The sequence below is a fragment of the Actinosynnema sp. NPDC004786 genome, assembly GCF_053601135.1.
The window spans coordinates 13,617-29,869 of the sequence record NZ_JBSGBG010000002.1 but is presented as its reverse complement, the minus strand read 5'-3'; the positions used below and the strand labels follow the sequence as shown (position 1 = coordinate 29,869).

Genomic DNA, 16,253 nt, shown 5'->3' with positions numbered 1-16,253 from the left:
CCGGATGAACTTCCTGTGCTGACGACTTCTACCAGCCGCATACTGCTTGCCATACTGGTCGAACTGACCGAGGTGGAGGTCTTGGACGGACCTCCGGGAGGGGGTGACGATGACTGTTGAAATCAGCCGAGACCCGTGGGCGACACTGGACGAGCTGCTGGGCGTCGAGGTGGTCGAAGCGGTCGAGGACGGTATCGGGCCGGTAGCGGTCTACGGGCGGTGCTCGACCGAGGACAACCAAGATCCGGAGACGTCGCGCGGGTGGCAGTTCGGCAACGCGCGGAAGTTCGTGGAACCGCTCGGTGGTGTCGTCGCTGAGGAGTTCTTCGACGTGGGGCAGTCGAGGTCCGTGCCGTGGGAGCGACGGGAGGAGGCGGCTCGACTGCTGGCGGCGCTGAAGAACCCGTATCGCGGGTGGAACGCCGTGGTGGTCGGTGAGGGCACGCGGTGTTGGTTCGGCAATCAGTTCTCGCTCGTCGCGCCGAAGTTCGCCGCGTACGGCGTCGATCTGTGGGTGCCGGAACTGGGCGGGAAGTTCGACGCTCGGAACCCCTCCCACAAGATGCTGATGAGCGTGCTCGGCGGTATGAGCGAGTCCGAGCGTCAGCACGTGCAGGCTCGTGTCCGCGCGGCCATGGATGCGCAGGTCGTGAACGAGGGGCGGCACCAGGGCGGCCGCGCGCCGTACGGGTACGTCGTGGTGGACGGTGGTCCGCACCCGAATCCGCGGAAAGCGAGTGAGGGCTACCGGTTGCGGGTGCTGGCGATTGACGAGCCGTCTGCCGAGGTGGTGCGGCGGATCTTCGCCGAGTACGTGAGCGGTCGAGGTGATCGGGCGATCGCAACGGGCCTCAACTGTGACGGGATTCCGTGCCCGTCTGCTCGGCGGCCGGATCAGAACCGGCACCGGCTGGCCGATGGATGGCAGGGCAGCACGGTCCGGGCGATCCTGGACAACCCGAGGTACACCGGGTTTGCGTTCTTCGGGCGGTGGGCGCGGCAGGAGATGCTGCTCGACCCCGACGACGTGGCAGCCGGGTATGTGATCCGGTTCCGACGAGCGAGCGCCGATCGGATCGTGCGTTCTCGCAAGCCTGCGCACCCGGCGATCGTGAGCGTCGAGGAGTTCACGCAGGCGCACCTGCTGCGCAAGTCGAAGTCCGCCGGTGGGCTGAAGACGGCACGTAAGACCGAGCGCGCCGAGCGGCCAACAAAACGGCCGTACCTGTTCCGGGGCATCGTCCGGTGCACAGCCTGCGGTCGGAAGATGGAGGCCAGTCCACGGGCGCGCGGTGTGTACTACCGGTGTCCGGCTCGGACACTCGCGCCCGGATCACCGGCGCTCGCCACGCATCCGCCCACGGTCTACCTCCGCGAGGACGTTCTTCAGGAAGCGGTGAACGGGTGGCTCGGGCGATTGTTCGCGCCGGAGAACCGGGACCGCACCGTCGCCGCCCTGGTCGAGTCGCAGGGAACGAACGGCGCAGCGAACGGCAGGGAAGCGGCGAAAGCGCGGCTCGTCAAAGCGGAGGAGCAGTTGAGCCGGTTCCAAGAGGCGATCAAAGCCGGAATCGACCCGCTGGCACTGGTCGAGCCGATGAACGAGGCGCAGGCGGTTCGAGCTGCCGCGCGGGCGGAACTGGAGGGGGCACCGGCCCCGGACGCCCTGAGCGCCGCCGAGGTGCACGCGATGATCGACTCGCTGGGTAACGTCGGAGCGGCACTGGCCGGTGCTGACATAGAGAGCGTGGCGGGCCTCTACAGGGCGGTTGACCAGCAAGTTCGTTACACGCACACGGCCCACGAGGCTGATGTGATCATCAAACCCGTGGGCCGTGTGAATAGTGCGCGTGTCCGAGGGGGGACTTGAACCCCCACCCCCTTGCGGGGACTAGCACCTCAAGCTAGCGCGTCTGCCATTCCGCCACCCGGACTCGGCTCTCGCCGTGGTGTGTGCATAGATTACATGATCGTCTTCCGTGGTCCAAATCGGGGTCGGTTGTTGGGGTTCCGGGTGGGTTTTTGCTGGTAGCGGAAGTGTGAGTGGATCATGGGTCGGGTGGTGGCGGGGTGGGGGGTGGTGGGGGTGGTTGATCAAAGGGGTGGGTGGGGCGACTTATGCTTGAACTGGACAAAAGTTCGGTCAGATTTGACGAAAGTTCTGGACTTGCCTGGTCAGGGGCCCCTAGCGTTCATGCTCCCTGCAACACCGTGCGACGACGACGTCGGTCACGGCGTGGTCGTCCCTGTCCCTGCCAGGAGCATGGATATGAGATGGACAGCGCGATGGACGCGGACCTCGGGGTTTGGGCTCTTAGCGGCATCTTTGGTGATCGGCGCGACGCCGGCGGTGGCGGATCCGCGCAGTGATGTGGTTCCTCCGCAGGAGCCCGGGGTCACCTTGAGGGTGTTCGACGTGCAGGTCGGGTTGGATCGGCTCTGCACGTTGAAGCCCGCGCAGACGCCCAACGTCGACAAGCTCATGCCCACGATCGACTGGACGACGACGGAGCAGTTCGGGTTCGCCGATCGGTTCGTCGTGCAGGTCACGGGCAACCTCAACGTCACGCAGGCGGGCGCGTACACGTTTCGGGTGCTCAGTGACGACGGGTCTCGGCTGAGCGTCGACGGCACCGTGGTGGTGGATCACGACGGGTTGCACGGGCCGGATCCGAAGGACGGGACGGTCAACCTGTCGGCCGGGTACCACTCGTTGTTGATCGATCACTTCGAGCGGGACGGTGGTCAGCAGCTGACTTTGCAGTGGAAGCCGCCGGGGGCGTCGGGGTTCTCGGTGGTGCCGAACTCCGCCCTGAGCACGGATGCCGGGGTGGTTCGGGTGACGGCCCCCGGACGGAAGGACTGCGCGACGACCGGTGATTCGCCCGGTGACGGGTTGCCGCTCAACGCGGTGCACCCGGACTTCACGTTGACGAATTTGCGCCCGTCGGGGTTCCAGCCGCGGGTCAGTGCGATGGATTGGCTGCCGGACGGCCGGTTGGTGATCGCGACCTGGGACGGCAAGAGCACGGACACCGGTGAGTTGTGGGTGCTCGGGAACGTCACGGGGGCGACGTCGCCGGATCGGGTCACGACGAAGCGGATCGCGACGAACCTGCGGGAGCCGATGGGGGTGAAGGCGCTCGACGGTCGGCTCTACGTGTCGCAGAAGCACCAGCTCACCGAGCTGACGGACACCAACGGCGACGATGTGGTGGACCAGTCGCGGGCGGTGGCGACGTGGCCGTACGGCGGGAACTTCCACGAGTTCGCGTTCGGGTTGCTGTACCAGGACGGGTTCTTCTACCTGAACCTCTCGGTGGCGATCAACACCGGTGGGGCGACGACGAACCCGCAGCCGGCGGTCAACCGGGGGACGACGGTGAAGGTGAACCGCTCCACCGGGCAGGTCACGTACCTGGCCGGTGGCCTGCGCACGCCCAACGGGATCGGGTGGGGGCCGGAGGGCGGCATGTTCGTCACCGACAACCAGGGCGGTTGGCTGCCCGCGTCGAAGTTGGTGCACGTCAAGCAGGACCGGTTCTTCAACCACTACACGAACCCGGCCGGGCCGTTCGACGCGAACCCGGTCACGGCTCCGGTGCTGTGGTTGCCGCAGAACGAGATCGCGAACTCGCCCAGCACGCCGGTGCACCTGACGACGGGTCCGTACGCGGGGCAGATGGTGTTCGGCGACGTCACGTACGGCGGTCTTCAGCGGGCGTTCCTGGAGAAGGTCAACGGGGAGTACCAGGGTGCGGTGTTCCGGCTGACGCAGGGCCTGGAGGCCGGGGTGAACCGGATCAGCCTCGGCCCGGACGGCGCGATCTACGTCGGCGGCATCGGCGACGGCGGGAACTGGGGCCAGGACGGCAAGCTGCTGTACGGGTTGCAGAAGCTGACGCCGAACGGCGGCCGCACGTTCGACCTGCTGGCGGTGCGGGCGATCGCGGGCGGGTTCGAGTTGGAGTACACGCAGCCGTTGTCGGCGGAGACGGCGGCGGGGTTGGCCGGTCGCTATCGGGCGACGCAGTGGCGGTACGCGGCGACGCCGTCCTACGGCGGCCCCAAGGTGGACCAGGAGAGCCTGCGGGTGGCGTCGGCGGCCCTGTCGGCGGACGGGCGGAAAGTCACGTTGAAGCTGGACGGGCTCAAGGCCGGGCGGGTGGTGCACCTGCGGTCGCCGCGGCCGTTCACGTCGAGCACCGGGGTGCCGTTGTGGAGCACCGAAGCCTGGTACACGGTGAACAACCTGGTCGGCAGCGCGCCGTCGCCGACGCAGTTGTTGGAGGCGGAGAGCGCGGCGCTGTCCGGTGGCGCGGGGGTCAACACCGATCACACCGGCTACTCGGGCGCGGGGTTCGTGGACGGGTACGGCACGCAGGGTGCGACCACCCGGTTCGCGGTCAACGCGTCGGCGGCGGGGGCGCACACGGTCGGGTTGCGGTACAGCAACGGGCCGAACCCGTCGTCGGGGACGAAGACCGTCAGCGTGTACGTCAACGGCGCCAAGGTGCGGCAGGTCGCGTTGGCGGACACGGGCAACTGGGACACGTGGGCGACGCACACCGAGTCGTTGACGTTGCGGGCGGGGGCGAACACGATCGCCTACCGGGTCGACAGCGGCGACATCGGGCACGTGAACCTGGACTACCTGACGGTCACGCCGGCGCAACGGGTCGTGCTCTACAACGGCGGCGGCACGGAGCAGTGGCGCAACGCCGACGGCAGCGCGCCGTCGTGGCCGGTGGCGAACGGGTCGATGGAGGCGTTGGGCGGGGACATCCGCAGCCGGCAGGTGTTCGGCGACTTCCGGCTGCACCTGGAGTTCTGGCTGCCGAACCTGCCGTCCAACGTCACCGGGCAGCAGCGCGCCAACAGCGGCGTCTACCTCCAGGACCGCTACGAGGTGCAGATCCTGGACAGCTACGGCAAGCAGCCGTTGGCGGCCGACGACGCGGCGAGCATCTACCTGAAGCGGGCGGCGTCGCCGAACGCGGGCACGGCGCCGCAGACGTGGCAGACCTACGACATCACGTTCCGGGCCGCGCGGTACGACGGCTCGGGCGTGAAGACGGAGAACGCGCGCGTCACCGTGGTGTGGAACGGGGTCACCGTGCACCAGGACTTCGCGATCGACGGGCCGACCGGCGGTGGCGCGGCGGAGGGGCCGAGCGCGGGTCCGCTGCGGTTGCAGGACCACGGCGATCCCGGTGAGAACGTGCGGTTCCGCAACATCTGGGTGGAGCCGCTGAACTAGCGGCCGGCGCGTCCCGGGTCGTCGTGGCGGACGGCCCGGGGCGCGGTCAGGTCGTGCCGAGGTCGCCCAGGCGTCGCCGGACGCGGTCGACGTCGGCGGCGCGGCCTTGGTCGCGGTACAGCTCCAGCGCTTCCTGCCAGGCCGCGCGGGCCCGGTCGGTGTGGCCGAGGGCGGCGTGGGGCTCGGCCAGGTGGTCGAGGGTGCCGGCCACGCCGACGGCGTCGCCCAGGTCGCGGAACAGGGCCAGTGCCCGCTCGTAGTGCCCGACGGCCTGCCGGTGGCGGCCGGCGTGGTGCTCGATCCAGCCGAGGCTGTGGTGGATGTCGGCCTCGCTGGCGGTGCTGTGGTGGCGGCGGTTGGCGGTCAGGGCGGCCAGGCAGTGCTCGCGGGCGGTGTCGTAGTCGCCCAGGCGGACGGCGTACCAGCCGACCTGGTTGAGCGCGCGGACCTCGCCGACGGTCTGGTCGAGCGCGCGGTAGAGGTCCAGGGCCGCGCGGGCGTGGGCCATGGCCCGCCGGTCGTCGCCGCGGCGTTCCCAGGTCCACGCGAGCTGGCGGTGGGTGTTGGCCTGCTCGGTCGGGTCGCCCTGCCGTTCGGCCACGGCGAGTGCCCGGTGCAGGTGGTCGGTCGCCCGGTCGTGGTGGCCGAGGTAGGCGTGGGAGACGCCGAGGTGGCGGTGCACGAGGGCGGGCGGGTCGGGCAGGCTCGCGGCGAGCGCCGCCTGCCAGAGCGCCAGGTTCTCGTGGGTGTGCCCGCGCCGGTAGTGGAACGTGTAGAGGGTCCACGCCAGTTGCCACACGACGTCGCGCCGCCCCTGGGCGGCGGCGACCTGTTGGGCGGCCAGGACGTTGGCGTGCTCGGCGTCCAGCCACGCCATCGCCTCCGGCAGGTCGGCCGGTGGCCGCGCGGGGACGCTCGGCGGCGGCAACGCGACCGGTTGCCGGTCGGGTTCCAGGAGGCGGTCGGCCGCGGCGGCGGTGTGCAGGTAGAAGTCCACGACCCTGGTCAGGGCCGCGTGCCGCGTCGGATCGGGCAGGTCGCGGGCGGTGTCGGCGGCGTAGGCGCGGATCAGCTCGTGCATGCCGTAGCGGCCCTGCGCGTCGCGGTGCAGCAGCGAGGCGTCTTCGAGGGCGAGCAGCGCGCGGCGCGTGTCCGGCACGGGCAGGCCGGTGAGGGCGGCGGCGGCGAACAGGTCGGTGTCGGCTCCGGGGGCGATGCCGAGCAGGGCGAAGACCTCGCGCCGGTCGTCGGGCAGGGCGCGCACGGACCAGGACAGCACGGCGGGCAGGCTGGCGGTCGGGTCGCCGGTGTCGAGCGCGTCCAGGCCGAGGTCGCGCAGCTCGGCGGCGAGCACGGCCAGCGGCAGCCGGGGCCGGGTGTGGGCGTGGGCGGCGACGACGCTCAACGCCAGCGGGAAGCCGCCGCTGAGCTTGATCAGGTCGTCCACGGCCTTGGCCTCGCTCTCGACCCGGTCCACGCCGAGGCGGGCGGTGAGCAGGGCGCGGGCGTCGGCGATCGGCAGCACGTCCAGCGCGAGGTGGTGCGCGCCGTGGCCGCTGATCAGGCCGGGCAGGTGGTTGCGGCTGGTGACCAGGACGGTGCACGTCTCGCTGCCCGGCAGCAGCGGGGTGACCTGGTCGGTGTCGGCGGCGTTGTCCAGCACCAGCAGCACCCGCCGGCCCGCGACGAGGCTGCGGAACAACGCGGCCTGCGCGTCCGGGTCGGCGGGGCGGCGTCGCGGGTCCACGCCGAGGGCGTCGAGGAAGTTGCGCAGCACCGCGGCGGGCGTGACGCGGTCGCCGGTGGGGCCGAAGCCGTTCAGGTCGGCGAAGAGCTGCCCGTCGGGGAAGCGGTCGCGGTGCGCGTGCGCCCAGTGCAGCGCCAGCCACGTCTTGCCGATGCCGCCCGCGCCGCCGATCGCGGAGATCAGCACGGTGGCGGCGTGGTCGGCGACCTTGAGCGCGGTGTCGAGGCGGTCCAGCTCGTCCAGGCGGCCCACGAACGGCGCGGGCGCGGCCGGGAGTTGTCGGGGGACCGGTGTGCGGGTGTCGCCCGGGGCGGCGACGGGCTCGGTGGTGAGGATGCGCTGGTGCAGGCGTTGCAGTTCGGCGCCGGGGTCCACGCCCAGCTCCCGCGCCAGGCTCGTGCGCAGCCGCCGGTAGTGCTCCAGGGCGTCGGCCTGGCGACCCTCGCGGTACAGCGCGAGCATCAGCCGGGCCGTCACGCGCTCGTCCAACGGGTCTTCGGCGGCCCGCGCGGTCAGCGCCGGGATCAGGTCGCGGTGCCGGCCGCACGCCAGCGCCCAGTCGACGCGGTCGGCCTCGGCGGCGGCGCGGTCGAGCCGTAATCGCTCCCGCACCGACCGGGCCCAGGGCGTGTCGCTCTCGGCCAGCGGCTCGCCCCGCCACAGCGCCAACGCCCGCTCGACCAGCGCCAGGGCCTGCTCGGGGTCGTCGGTGTCGCGCGCCCGGGCGTGCAGGCGGGCGAAGCGGTCCACGTCCACGGTGTCCGGGTCGACGGTGACGACGTAGCCGGTGTCCCGGCGGGTGATCGTGATCGGGGTCGGCGCCAGCGCCCGCCGCAGGTTGGACAGGTAGGTGCGCAACGCCGCCCGCGCCCGTCCCGGTGTCCGCCCGCCCCACACCCGGTCGACCAGGGTGTCCGCCGGCACCGGACGGTTGCGGTCCACCAGCAGCGCCCCGAGCACCGACCGCTGCCGGGCGTGCCCCAGCGGCACCGGCACGCCGTTCAGCCGGACCTCGACCTCGCCCAGCACGCCGACCAGGACATCGCGCGACCCCCCATGACCGCTGTTGTCACCCACCACTCCTCTTTACCGAAAGCGGCGAAGCGGATCAACGACGGTGGTGCGCCCGCGGGACGGGGGCCGCTCAGCAGTCCACCGGTGTTGCCGCTGTCCCACTGGCCGCGTTCGGCGGCGTAGGCGTCACCGCCCGTCTCCACGACGCGCAGCCCCGGCAGGTTCAGCGCGTCGGCGACCACGTCGACGAACGACAGCTTCTCCTCGGTGACCTCGATCGGGTCGCCGGGTCGCAGGGTGAACGTGTGGATGCCGTCCACGATGTTCGGGAACGTCGTCACGCAGTCGCGGTCGGCGAAGGTGAACACCGTGTCCAGGCGCATGGCCGCGCGCGGCTTCGGCATGCCCGCCACGATCACGCGCTCGGCGGCGCCGCGCTCGAACAGGGTGGCCGCGAGCTGGGTGATGGCCTGGCGCGACGACCGCTCGCTCATCCCGATCAGCACCACGCCGTTGCCGACCGGCATCACGTCGCCACCCTCCAACGTGGACAGTCCCCACGAACGCTCGGGGTCGCACCACCTCACGGTCGAGCCGACGAAGTCGGGGTGGAACTCGTAGACCGCCTTCATCGGCAACGTCTCGTCGTGCCGCGCGGGCCAGTACAACGGCCCGAGCACCGAGACGATCAGGCCCGCGCCGATGAACGCCGAAACCCACGCGCCCATGACCGACTCCAGCACGCCCATCATCGACGGCTGCCGCAGCCCGGAGAGGTCTTCCTTGCCCAACGCGCCGTAGGACAGATCCGGCCCGGCCCGGCCACGGTAGGTCGGGGTCGGCGGACCCTCAGGGCCACGGCCGGGGCCGACGCCCACTCTCCCCGTTCGGGTGATGGGTGTGCGCGGCGGGGCGCTAGATTGCCGATCATGACGACGGAACCGAGCCTGTGCGAGCTGGCGCCGGGCGTGCACGCCTGGGTCCAGCCGGGCGGCACGTGGTGGATCAACAACGCGGGCGCGGTGCACGCCGGGGGCGACGTCGTGCTCGTCGACACCTGCGCCACCCGCCGCCGCACGCGGCTGTTCCTCGACGCCGTGCGCGACGCCACCGACGGCGCGCCGATCCGGTCGGCCGTGAACACCCACCTGCACGGCGATCACGTGTACGGCAACGCCCTGCTGCCCGACTCGACCGCGATCGTCGCGCACGAGCTGACCCGCCAGGGCATCCTCGCCGACTTCCTGCTGGCCGACACCCCGCCGCTGTGGTCGCCGACGCCGGACTGGGGCGTGGACGCGGTGCGCCCGCCGACGGTCACGTTCCGCGACGAGCTGACCCTGCACGCCGGGGACAAGCCGGTGATCGTGCGCCACCCCGGTCACCCGGCGCACACGGCGGGCGACGCGGTCGCGTGGCTGCCGCAGGACCGCGTCCTGTTCGCCGGCGACCTGGTGTTCAACCGGGTCACGCCGCTGATCGTGATGGGTTCCGCCGAGGGCGCGCTGCGGTCGCTGGACTGGCTGCGCGCGTTCCGCCCCGAGCACGTCGTGCCCGGCCACGGCCCGCTGGTCACCGGCGCGGAGTTCGACGCCGTGCTCGACACCCACGCGCGTTACTACCGGTTCGTGCTGGCCACCGCCGAGGCGGGCATGGAGCGGGGGCTGACCCCGTTGCAGGCGGCGCGGGAGGCGGACCTGGGCGAGTTCGCCGACCTGCCCGACGCGGAACGGCTGGTGCTCAACCTGCACCGCGCCTACGCCGACGCGGCCGGGCGCGAGCTGGACGTCGTGGCCGCGTTCGGCGACGCCGTGGCCTACCACGGCGGGCCGCTGGCGTGCGCGGTGTGACGGTCACCAGCGGGTGGTGACCGGCCAGGTCGTGCAGAGCACGGAGGCCGCCACGAACGCGCCGCCCTCCCGGCGGCTCGACCGCCGCCGGGTAAAACGACGGCACGCACACCAGCGCGGTCGCCACCGTCGGCACCGGGCCCAGGGCCGGCCACCATGGGGATCGGGCGCGGGCCGGCGGTCGGCTCGCGCCCGATCGTCGGCAGCCGGCCCGCCCCCCCCGCAACCGGGACGTCGGGTCGGCCACCGGGTGGGGGAGTGGGGCGAACCCCCGCGCGGGGAGGGGCGATCCGCCGGTGGGCGGAACGGTGGTCGGGGTCAGAGTTGGCCGGTCGGGAGGCGTCCGGCGGCGAGGGCGGCGACCTGCTCCGGGGTGAACGGCGGGTCGAGCAGGTCGGCCCGCTGCGCGTGGCAGCGGAACATGTCGGCGATGTAGTGCATCCGGTCCGGCAGGTCGGCCCAGTCGCGGGCGGCCGTGTCGAGCAGGCTGTCCGGGGTCGGGTCGACCGTGCGCAGCAGCGCCAGCAGGTCCGGGTCGACCAGTTCGGCCAGCAGCGGCGGGAAGGTGGCGCGCAGGTCCTCGGCCAGGTCGAGCAGTTCGCCGCCGGGCAGCGCGAGCGTCATCAGGTGCCGGGTGACCGCGCGGCGGGCCAGCGCGCGGGCGTGGTCGGCCAGCCGTTCGGCGGCGACGCGCACCGGCGTGCGCCTGCCCAGCACGGTCAGCAGGGCCAGCCGCAGCCACTTGACCACCCGGTTGCCCGGCAGGAGCAGGTCGAACAGGCGGCGTTCCAGGTCGCGCGGGTCGATCACGGGCGCTTCCAGGGCGGCCGCGATCTCCGGTTGCAGCCGGGTCTGCTCGTGCAGGCCGACCTCGACGTTGGCCAGCAGCAGCAGTTCGGCCCGCTCCTTGGCGTCCGCGGTGAACCGGGCGCGGTGGTAGCGGGTGAACGCCTGCCGCAGGTAGCGCTGCCCCTCCGGCGGCTCACCGGGGCGCAGCCCGTCCACGAACCGCGTGATCCGCTCCTCGTCGTAGGCCGGGGCGTCGGCGAACTCGGCCAGGAAGCGGGCGAACTCGCGGGCGATCTCCTCGAACACCTTGAGGTTCCCGCGCGCCGCCGCCGCACCGGCCGCCTCCAGCCGCGCGGTCGTCACGACGGCCTGGCGCACCAACCGCTCGACGCCCTCGACCGCGTGCTTCGGCACGGCCCGGCGCAGGCCGCCGGCCACCAGGTCCACCGCGGCGGCGGCCTCGGGGGAGGACCGCAGCAGCCGGTCCAGCACCCGGGCCAGGTCCTCCTGCCGGATGGTCTGCCCCACCTGCTTGGACGCCCACACCGCGAACGTGCACCAGTTGGCCCACCCGCCGGTGGTGCCGGCCAGCGCCCGGGACAGCTCGTGGTAGCAGTGGGTGATCCGCAGGTTCCGCACGACCGGGTCGCCGTCCGCGGCGATCCGGTCGACGTCGGCGACGGTCGGCGGGACGCCACCGCCGAGCCCGTGCAGGTGCCCGCTGGTCTGGGTCATGGACGCGGCCTTCCTCCCCCTGGGGTGTACACGTGGTTGGTCGTCGCGGACGCGACGAATGTGACACCCCGGGGTCGGATCAGGGCCGCCAGGTCCGCACCACGTGCCGGCGCAGCTTGCCCGAGCCGGTCCGGGGCAGCGACGGCACGAACACCACCTCGCGCGGCACCTTGTACGCGGTCAGGTGGGCGCGGACCAGCGCGATCAACGAGTCCGCGAGCGGCCTCTCGATCTCCGGCGGCCCCTCCTCGCGCACCACGTACGCGCACAGCCGCACCGACCCGTCGTCCAGCGTCACGGCGCACACCGCCGCCTCGCGCACCATCGAGTGCCCCAGCAGCAGGTGCTCGACCTCCAGCGGGTGCACCTTGATGCCGCCGACGTTCTCCAGGTCGTCCAGCCGCCCGGTCACGCGCACGTAGCCGTCCGCGTCGATCGAGGCCAGGTCGCCGGTGGCGTACCAGCCCCGGACCCGCCGGGCCCGGCCGTCGAGGTCCACGCCCGCCGTGACGGTCGGGCCGCGCACCTGCAACCGGCCGAGCACGTCCGGCTCCACGGGCTCGCCCGCGTCGTCCACCACCCGCACCTCGAACGGCGGCAGCGCCCGCCCCACCGTGTTGAACCGCCGCGCGGACCGCGTGTTGTGGGTGAACGCCTGACCCACCTCGGTGCTGCCGATCCCGTTGAGCAACCGGTCGCCGAGCAGCTGCGTCAACCGCTCCTCCAGCGCCGGCGCCAGCACCTCCCCGCCGGTCGCGGCGAGGCGGAGGCGGGCCAGCCGGTCGCCGCCGGGGTGGTCGACGAGCCTGCGGTAGAACGTGGGCACCGCGAACAGCGCGGTGACGTTGTACTTGTCCAGGATCGCCAGCACGTCGTCCACCAGCGGCGGCTCCGGGTTCAGCACCACGCGGCTGCCGCTCATCAGCGGGAACAACAGCGAATTGCCCAGGCCGTAGGCGAAGTGCATCTTCGACACCGAGTGCACGACGTCGTCCGGGCCCAGCCCGAGCGCGGCCACCGCGAACGACCGGTGGTGCACGGCCGGGTCGCCGTGCAGCTGCGGGCACAGGCGCGGCACGCCGGTCGTGCCCGAGGTGAACGTCGCGTACACCTGGTCGTCCGGCGCGCGGGGCGCCACGGGCGCCGGGGCCGCGCCCTCCAGCTCGGCGAACGTGGTCGCCGGGGACCCGGTGTCGGGCGGCACGTCGCGGTGGCGGCGCACGACCAGCGCGGGCCGGGCGGCCACGAGCACCCGGCGCAGCTCGTCGGGGTGCAGCCGCGGGTTGACCGGCACCGCCACGCCGCCGGCGTGCACCGCGCCGAGGAACGCCAGCACGAAGTCCGGGCCGTCGTCCAGCACGAGCGCGACCCGGTCGCCGGGCCGCACGCCCCGGTCGACCAGCGCGCCGGCGATCCGCGCGGCGCCGTCGTAGACGTCGGCGTGCGTCAGCATCGCCCCGTCGACCTCGTAGGCCGGGCGGTCGAGCCACCCGCCCGCGTCGGCTCCGGCGCGCAGCGCCTCGACCAGGTTCATCCCACTGCTCTCCCTGCTCCCGCCCGCCCGTGCCGCCGGGCGGGGACGTGTCACGAACCCGCGCCGGACCGGTCCGGCGCGGCGACCTCCGAACGCCACCCGCGCACCAGGCCGAACACCCCGGCGACGGCCGCCCACCCGGTCAACGGCGGCGGTCCGCCGCGCCGCGCGCCCACGAAGTCGGAGTACGCGCCGCCCACCGGCGGCACGTCGAGGTCCGCGACGCCCTCGACCGACACGCGCAACCGCGGCGCGCCCCGGCCCAGCTCGACCGTCCCGGCCACCCCGCCCGCCACCGCCTCGGCCCGCACGCCGTCACGGGTCGCGGCGACCGTCCGCACCGCGGTGACCGGCACGCCCAGCACCCGTTCGACGGCGTCCAGCGCGTCCGCGCCCAGCTCCGCGACCAGGTCCGCGTCGGGGTGCTCGACCCGCACCGCGAAACCGCCCGGCACACCGCCGCCCTCGCTCACCGCCTTGCGCAGCGCGGTCAGCTCCGGGTGGTGCGCCCAGGGCAGGTCCACCGAGCACCGGTCGGTCGCCACGTCGGCCAGGTCGACGGCCGCCTTCCTGCCCGGCAGCACCGGCAGCCCGCGCCGCGACGCGGTCGCCACCGCGGCGGCGTCCGGCAACGCCACCACCACGCCCTCCGCGAGCACGGTCTCCACCAGCCGCACGGCGTCCCGCAACGCCCACGGCGCGCCGTGGGCGCGGGCGGCGGGCAGCAACGCGCGCACGTCCGGATCGGCCACGCCGACCACCCGCACCCCGTCCACCACCCGCACCCCGTCCACCACCCGCACCCCGTCCACCACCCGCACCCCGTCCACCACCGGCACGTCCCGCGCGCCGACGAGGACGACCCGCACGTCGGCGGGCTCCGCCGAGGCCGGCGCCCGGTCGCTGGCGAAGAAGCTCACGTCGGTCGCCCCGGGCTCGGCGGCCACCCACGCGCGCGGCCGGTCCAGGTCGGAGTGGTCCTTGTGGACCGGCACCCACTCCGGGTCCGCGGCGGGGTGCGCCGGACCGGCCGCGAACACCTCGCGCCACCGGCTGCGGATCACCCTCGTGTGCCGCTTCCAGATCGGCAGCTTGTCGTCGGCGCTCAGCGGCTGCCCGCGCCCGGCCGGGCCGATCCGCCCGTCCGCCGTGGACACGCCGCCCGCGCACTGCGCCAGCGCCCCGTCGCCGGGGTAGAGCAGCAGCGGCGACACCGCGCCCAGACCCGGGTCGGCGGCCGGCTCGGCGGCGAGCACCTCCACCACGTCGAGGTCGTCCACCAGCACGTCGTTGTCCAGGGAGAACAGGAACTCGCCGCGGGCCGCCGCCGCGCCGACGTTGCGGCGTTCGCCGCCGCCCCGGTCGTCCTCGTGCCGCAGCACGGTCAGCGGACGGGGGTACGCCGGCCGGGTCAGGTGGTCTGCGGTGCCGTCGTCGGACCCGTTGTCCACCACGACGACCTCGAAGTCGCCGGAGGCGCGGGCGAGCGAGGCCAACGCCCGGCGCGTGCACTCCCGGCGGTTGCGCACCAACATGACGACCGAGACCAGGCCCGGTACCGGGGTCGGGTTCACGCCGCGCCCTTCAGCGAATGGGAGTCGTCCTGCCGCGCCACGCCGCCGCGCTTCGTGGGCACGACGTGCGGCGGGGTGTGCCCGCGGCCACGGCGGCACCGCCGGTCGCCCGGTCCACCGCGGTGGGCACGGACCGCGACGGATACCGCGATCGTGCGGAAGAATCCCCGGGCACCACCCGCCTCCCGGCGGGCCGGATCGTTCCAGGCGCCGATCGTAGGGATCGGCCCGGACCCGCGCCAGACCGGGAATCGGATTCCCGAAGGGAAGACCGTGGACCACACCGCCGCACCCGCGACCCCGTACGGTCCCTACCCGATCGGCGCGCCGGCACGACCGGCAGCGCCCATTCGGACGGCGTTGTTCTGCCACGCTGCGGGTTCTACCGGTCTCGTGTGGCGCTCGTGCGTGAACAAGCTGCGCACCCCGCTGCGCGCCGCCGCGCTGGACTTCCGCGGCCACGGCTCCGCGCCGCCGCTCGCGCCGGACGCCGACTGGGGCGTGTTCGCCGACGACGTGATCGCGGCGGCCGGTGCGCTCGCCCCCGGACCGGTGACCGGCGTGGGCCACTCGCTCGGCGGCACGGCCCTGCTGCTCGCCGAGGCGGCGGCCCGGCGGCGGGCGGTGTTCCCGTCCCGCGCCGAGGCGCTGGCCCGCTACTCCACCCGGCCGCCGCTGTCGCTGCTCGCGCCGGACGTGCTGCTCGACTACGTCGACTCCGGCCTGGCCGACGAACCGGGCGGCGGCGTGCGCCGAGCTGCCCTCCGGCCGGTACCGGGAGGTGCCCGACCTCGACCACCTCGGCCCCCTGGTCCGGCCCGACGTCGTCGCCGACGTGCTCGACGCGCTGTTCGCCGAGAACGAGGAACGGTCCGCTTGACGGTCCTCAGTGGACGACTCGGGGCGCGACGACCCGGCGCGCGACGACTCACGGCACGACGGGTCGGCGCACGACGGGTCAGGGCACGCCGAAGTGGCGCGGCGGGACGCGGTGCCGCCGCGCCACGGGGCGCGCTGTAGACCGGAGGGTCAGCTCACGGTGATGTTCGAGCTGCCGCTGCTCTGGTAGCCCTCGGTCGCCATGATCATGTAGTAGCGGAAGCTGCCCAGCTGCATGCCGGCCCGGCTCCACGCGTCGAAGTGGTTGCCGGTGGTGATGGTGCCGCCGACCCGCCTCTGCTGGCGGACGCTCCAGAACTGGGGGAACGTCTTGGTGCCTTCCACGGACGGCGCGTTGTAGCGCATCGTCTGGTAGATGTCGTACGTGCCGCCGTCGCTGGTGACCGTGCCCTTCCACGTGCCCGTGGGCCGGTAGTTGCCCCAGCTGTCGACGATGTAGTACTCGACGAGCGGGCCGGAGGTCCAGCCGTACAGGCACAGGTAGCCGTTGCCCGACGGGCTGAAGCTGCCCGAGTAGCGCACGGTCCGGCGCGACCCGGTGCTCCAGCCCTTGCCGCACACGAAGTTGCCGGTGTTCCGCCACGAGGTGCTGTACTGCCCGCCCGACCCCATGGTCATGGAGACGGTGCCCTGGGCGTCGGTCCAGAACGAATAGTAGTAACCGTTGTGGTTGCCCGTCTGGTTCGTGGTGACGGTCTGGGCGTGGGCGGTGCCGGGCAGGATCAGCCCGGAGCTGACGGCCAGGGCTCCGGCGCCGCCGATGAACATCCTGCGGCTGATGGCGTGCGGCGCAGGGGTGTTCTCGTCCATATGCGTGCTTCCTCCTCGTTGAGGCCGGCGAATGGCCACT

Annotated in this window: 10 protein-coding genes and 1 tRNA gene; 4 read left to right on the top strand and 7 right to left on the bottom strand. The window is 73.1% G+C overall.

The features are described from left to right. Positions 1–109 precede the first annotated feature (109 nt). The gene (locus ACWEFJ_RS02400; protein WP_449712661.1) at positions 110–1,870 is read left to right on the top strand and encodes a recombinase family protein; all 1,761 of its coding nucleotides are present in this window, start codon (positions 110–112) and stop codon (positions 1,868–1,870) included. Here the strand turns inward: ACWEFJ_RS02400 and ACWEFJ_RS02395 are convergent. Then, positions 1,852–1,934 (bottom strand) — tRNA-Leu (locus ACWEFJ_RS02395). The two genes, ACWEFJ_RS02400 and ACWEFJ_RS02395, sit on opposite strands and share 19 nt — an antisense overlap. Positions 1,935–2,269: 335 nt before the next feature. Between ACWEFJ_RS02395 and ACWEFJ_RS02390 the strand changes: the two genes are divergently transcribed. After that, positions 2,270–5,260 carry a family 16 glycoside hydrolase gene (locus ACWEFJ_RS02390; RefSeq protein WP_449712660.1) on the top strand — a complete coding sequence of 997 codons (2,991 nt, stop codon included), beginning with the start codon at positions 2,270–2,272 and terminating at the stop codon, positions 5,258–5,260. Between the two features lie 46 nt (positions 5,261–5,306). On the opposite strand, the gene ACWEFJ_RS02385 is transcribed toward ACWEFJ_RS02390, so the two are convergent. After that, entirely contained in the window at positions 5,307–8,084 is a 2,778-nt protein-coding gene (locus tag ACWEFJ_RS02385) for a BTAD domain-containing putative transcriptional regulator (protein ID WP_449712659.1), read from the bottom strand. Continuing rightward, a complete protein-coding gene (locus ACWEFJ_RS02380; protein ID WP_449712658.1) occupies positions 8,009–8,812 on the bottom strand; it encodes an arginine deiminase family protein in 804 nt (267 codons plus the stop codon). Before ACWEFJ_RS02380 ends, ACWEFJ_RS02385 begins: the two co-directional genes overlap by 76 nt. Before the next feature lie 138 nt (positions 8,813–8,950). On the opposite strand from ACWEFJ_RS02380, the gene ACWEFJ_RS02375 reads away from it, so the two are divergent. Beyond that, positions 8,951–9,871: an MBL fold metallo-hydrolase gene (locus ACWEFJ_RS02375; RefSeq protein ID WP_449712657.1), complete on the top strand. Its 921-nt coding sequence runs from the start codon at positions 8,951–8,953 to the stop codon at positions 9,869–9,871. A 318-nt stretch (positions 9,872–10,189) separates the two neighbouring features. Here ACWEFJ_RS02375 and ACWEFJ_RS02370 read toward each other — a convergent pair whose 3' ends face one another. From ACWEFJ_RS02370 to ACWEFJ_RS02360, 3 genes are all read right to left on the bottom strand, one after another. After that, on the bottom strand, positions 10,190–11,395 hold the full coding sequence (locus ACWEFJ_RS02370) for a hypothetical protein (protein ID WP_449712656.1): 1,206 nt from the start codon (positions 11,393–11,395) through the stop codon (positions 10,190–10,192). A 79-nt stretch (positions 11,396–11,474) separates the two neighbouring features. After that, positions 11,475–12,929: a class I adenylate-forming enzyme family protein gene (locus ACWEFJ_RS02365; RefSeq protein WP_449712655.1), complete on the bottom strand. Its 1,455-nt coding sequence runs from the start codon at positions 12,927–12,929 to the stop codon at positions 11,475–11,477. 50 nt (positions 12,930–12,979) lie between these two features. Further along, positions 12,980–14,503 carry a glycosyltransferase gene (locus ACWEFJ_RS02360; protein ID WP_449712654.1) on the bottom strand — a complete coding sequence of 508 codons (1,524 nt, stop codon included), beginning with the start codon at positions 14,501–14,503 and terminating at the stop codon, positions 12,980–12,982. A 408-nt stretch (positions 14,504–14,911) separates the two neighbouring features. Between ACWEFJ_RS02360 and ACWEFJ_RS02355 the strand changes: the two genes are divergently transcribed. Then, positions 14,912–15,523, top strand: coding sequence for a hypothetical protein (locus ACWEFJ_RS02355; protein ID WP_449712653.1), 612 nt, complete (start codon positions 14,912–14,914; stop codon positions 15,521–15,523). 9 nt (positions 15,524–15,532) lie between these two features. Here the strand turns inward: ACWEFJ_RS02355 and ACWEFJ_RS02350 are convergent, their stop codons facing one another. Continuing rightward, on the bottom strand, positions 15,533–16,213 hold the full coding sequence (locus tag ACWEFJ_RS02350; RefSeq protein WP_378082976.1) for a glycoside hydrolase family 11 protein: 681 nt from the start codon (positions 16,211–16,213) through the stop codon (positions 15,533–15,535). Positions 16,214–16,253: the final 40 nt, after the last annotated feature.

Bases quoted from the DNA above. Each gene is read 5' to 3' on its own strand.
- ACWEFJ_RS02400 (WP_449712661.1), top strand. From the start codon at position 110: ATGACTGTTGAAATCAGCCGAGACCCGTGGGCGACACTGGACGAGCTG.
- ACWEFJ_RS02390 (WP_449712660.1), top strand. From the start codon at position 2,270: ATGAGATGGACAGCGCGATGGACGCGGACCTCGGGGTTTGGGCTCTTA.
- ACWEFJ_RS02375 (WP_449712657.1), top strand. From the start codon at position 8,951: ATGACGACGGAACCGAGCCTGTGCGAGCTGGCGCCGGGCGTGCACGCC.
- ACWEFJ_RS02370 (WP_449712656.1), bottom strand. From the start codon at position 11,395: ATGACCCAGACCAGCGGGCACCTGCACGGGCTCGGCGGTGGCGTCCCG.
- ACWEFJ_RS02365 (WP_449712655.1), bottom strand. From the start codon at position 12,929: ATGAACCTGGTCGAGGCGCTGCGCGCCGGAGCCGACGCGGGCGGGTGG.
- ACWEFJ_RS02350 (WP_378082976.1), bottom strand. From the start codon at position 16,213: ATGGACGAGAACACCCCTGCGCCGCACGCCATCAGCCGCAGGATGTTC.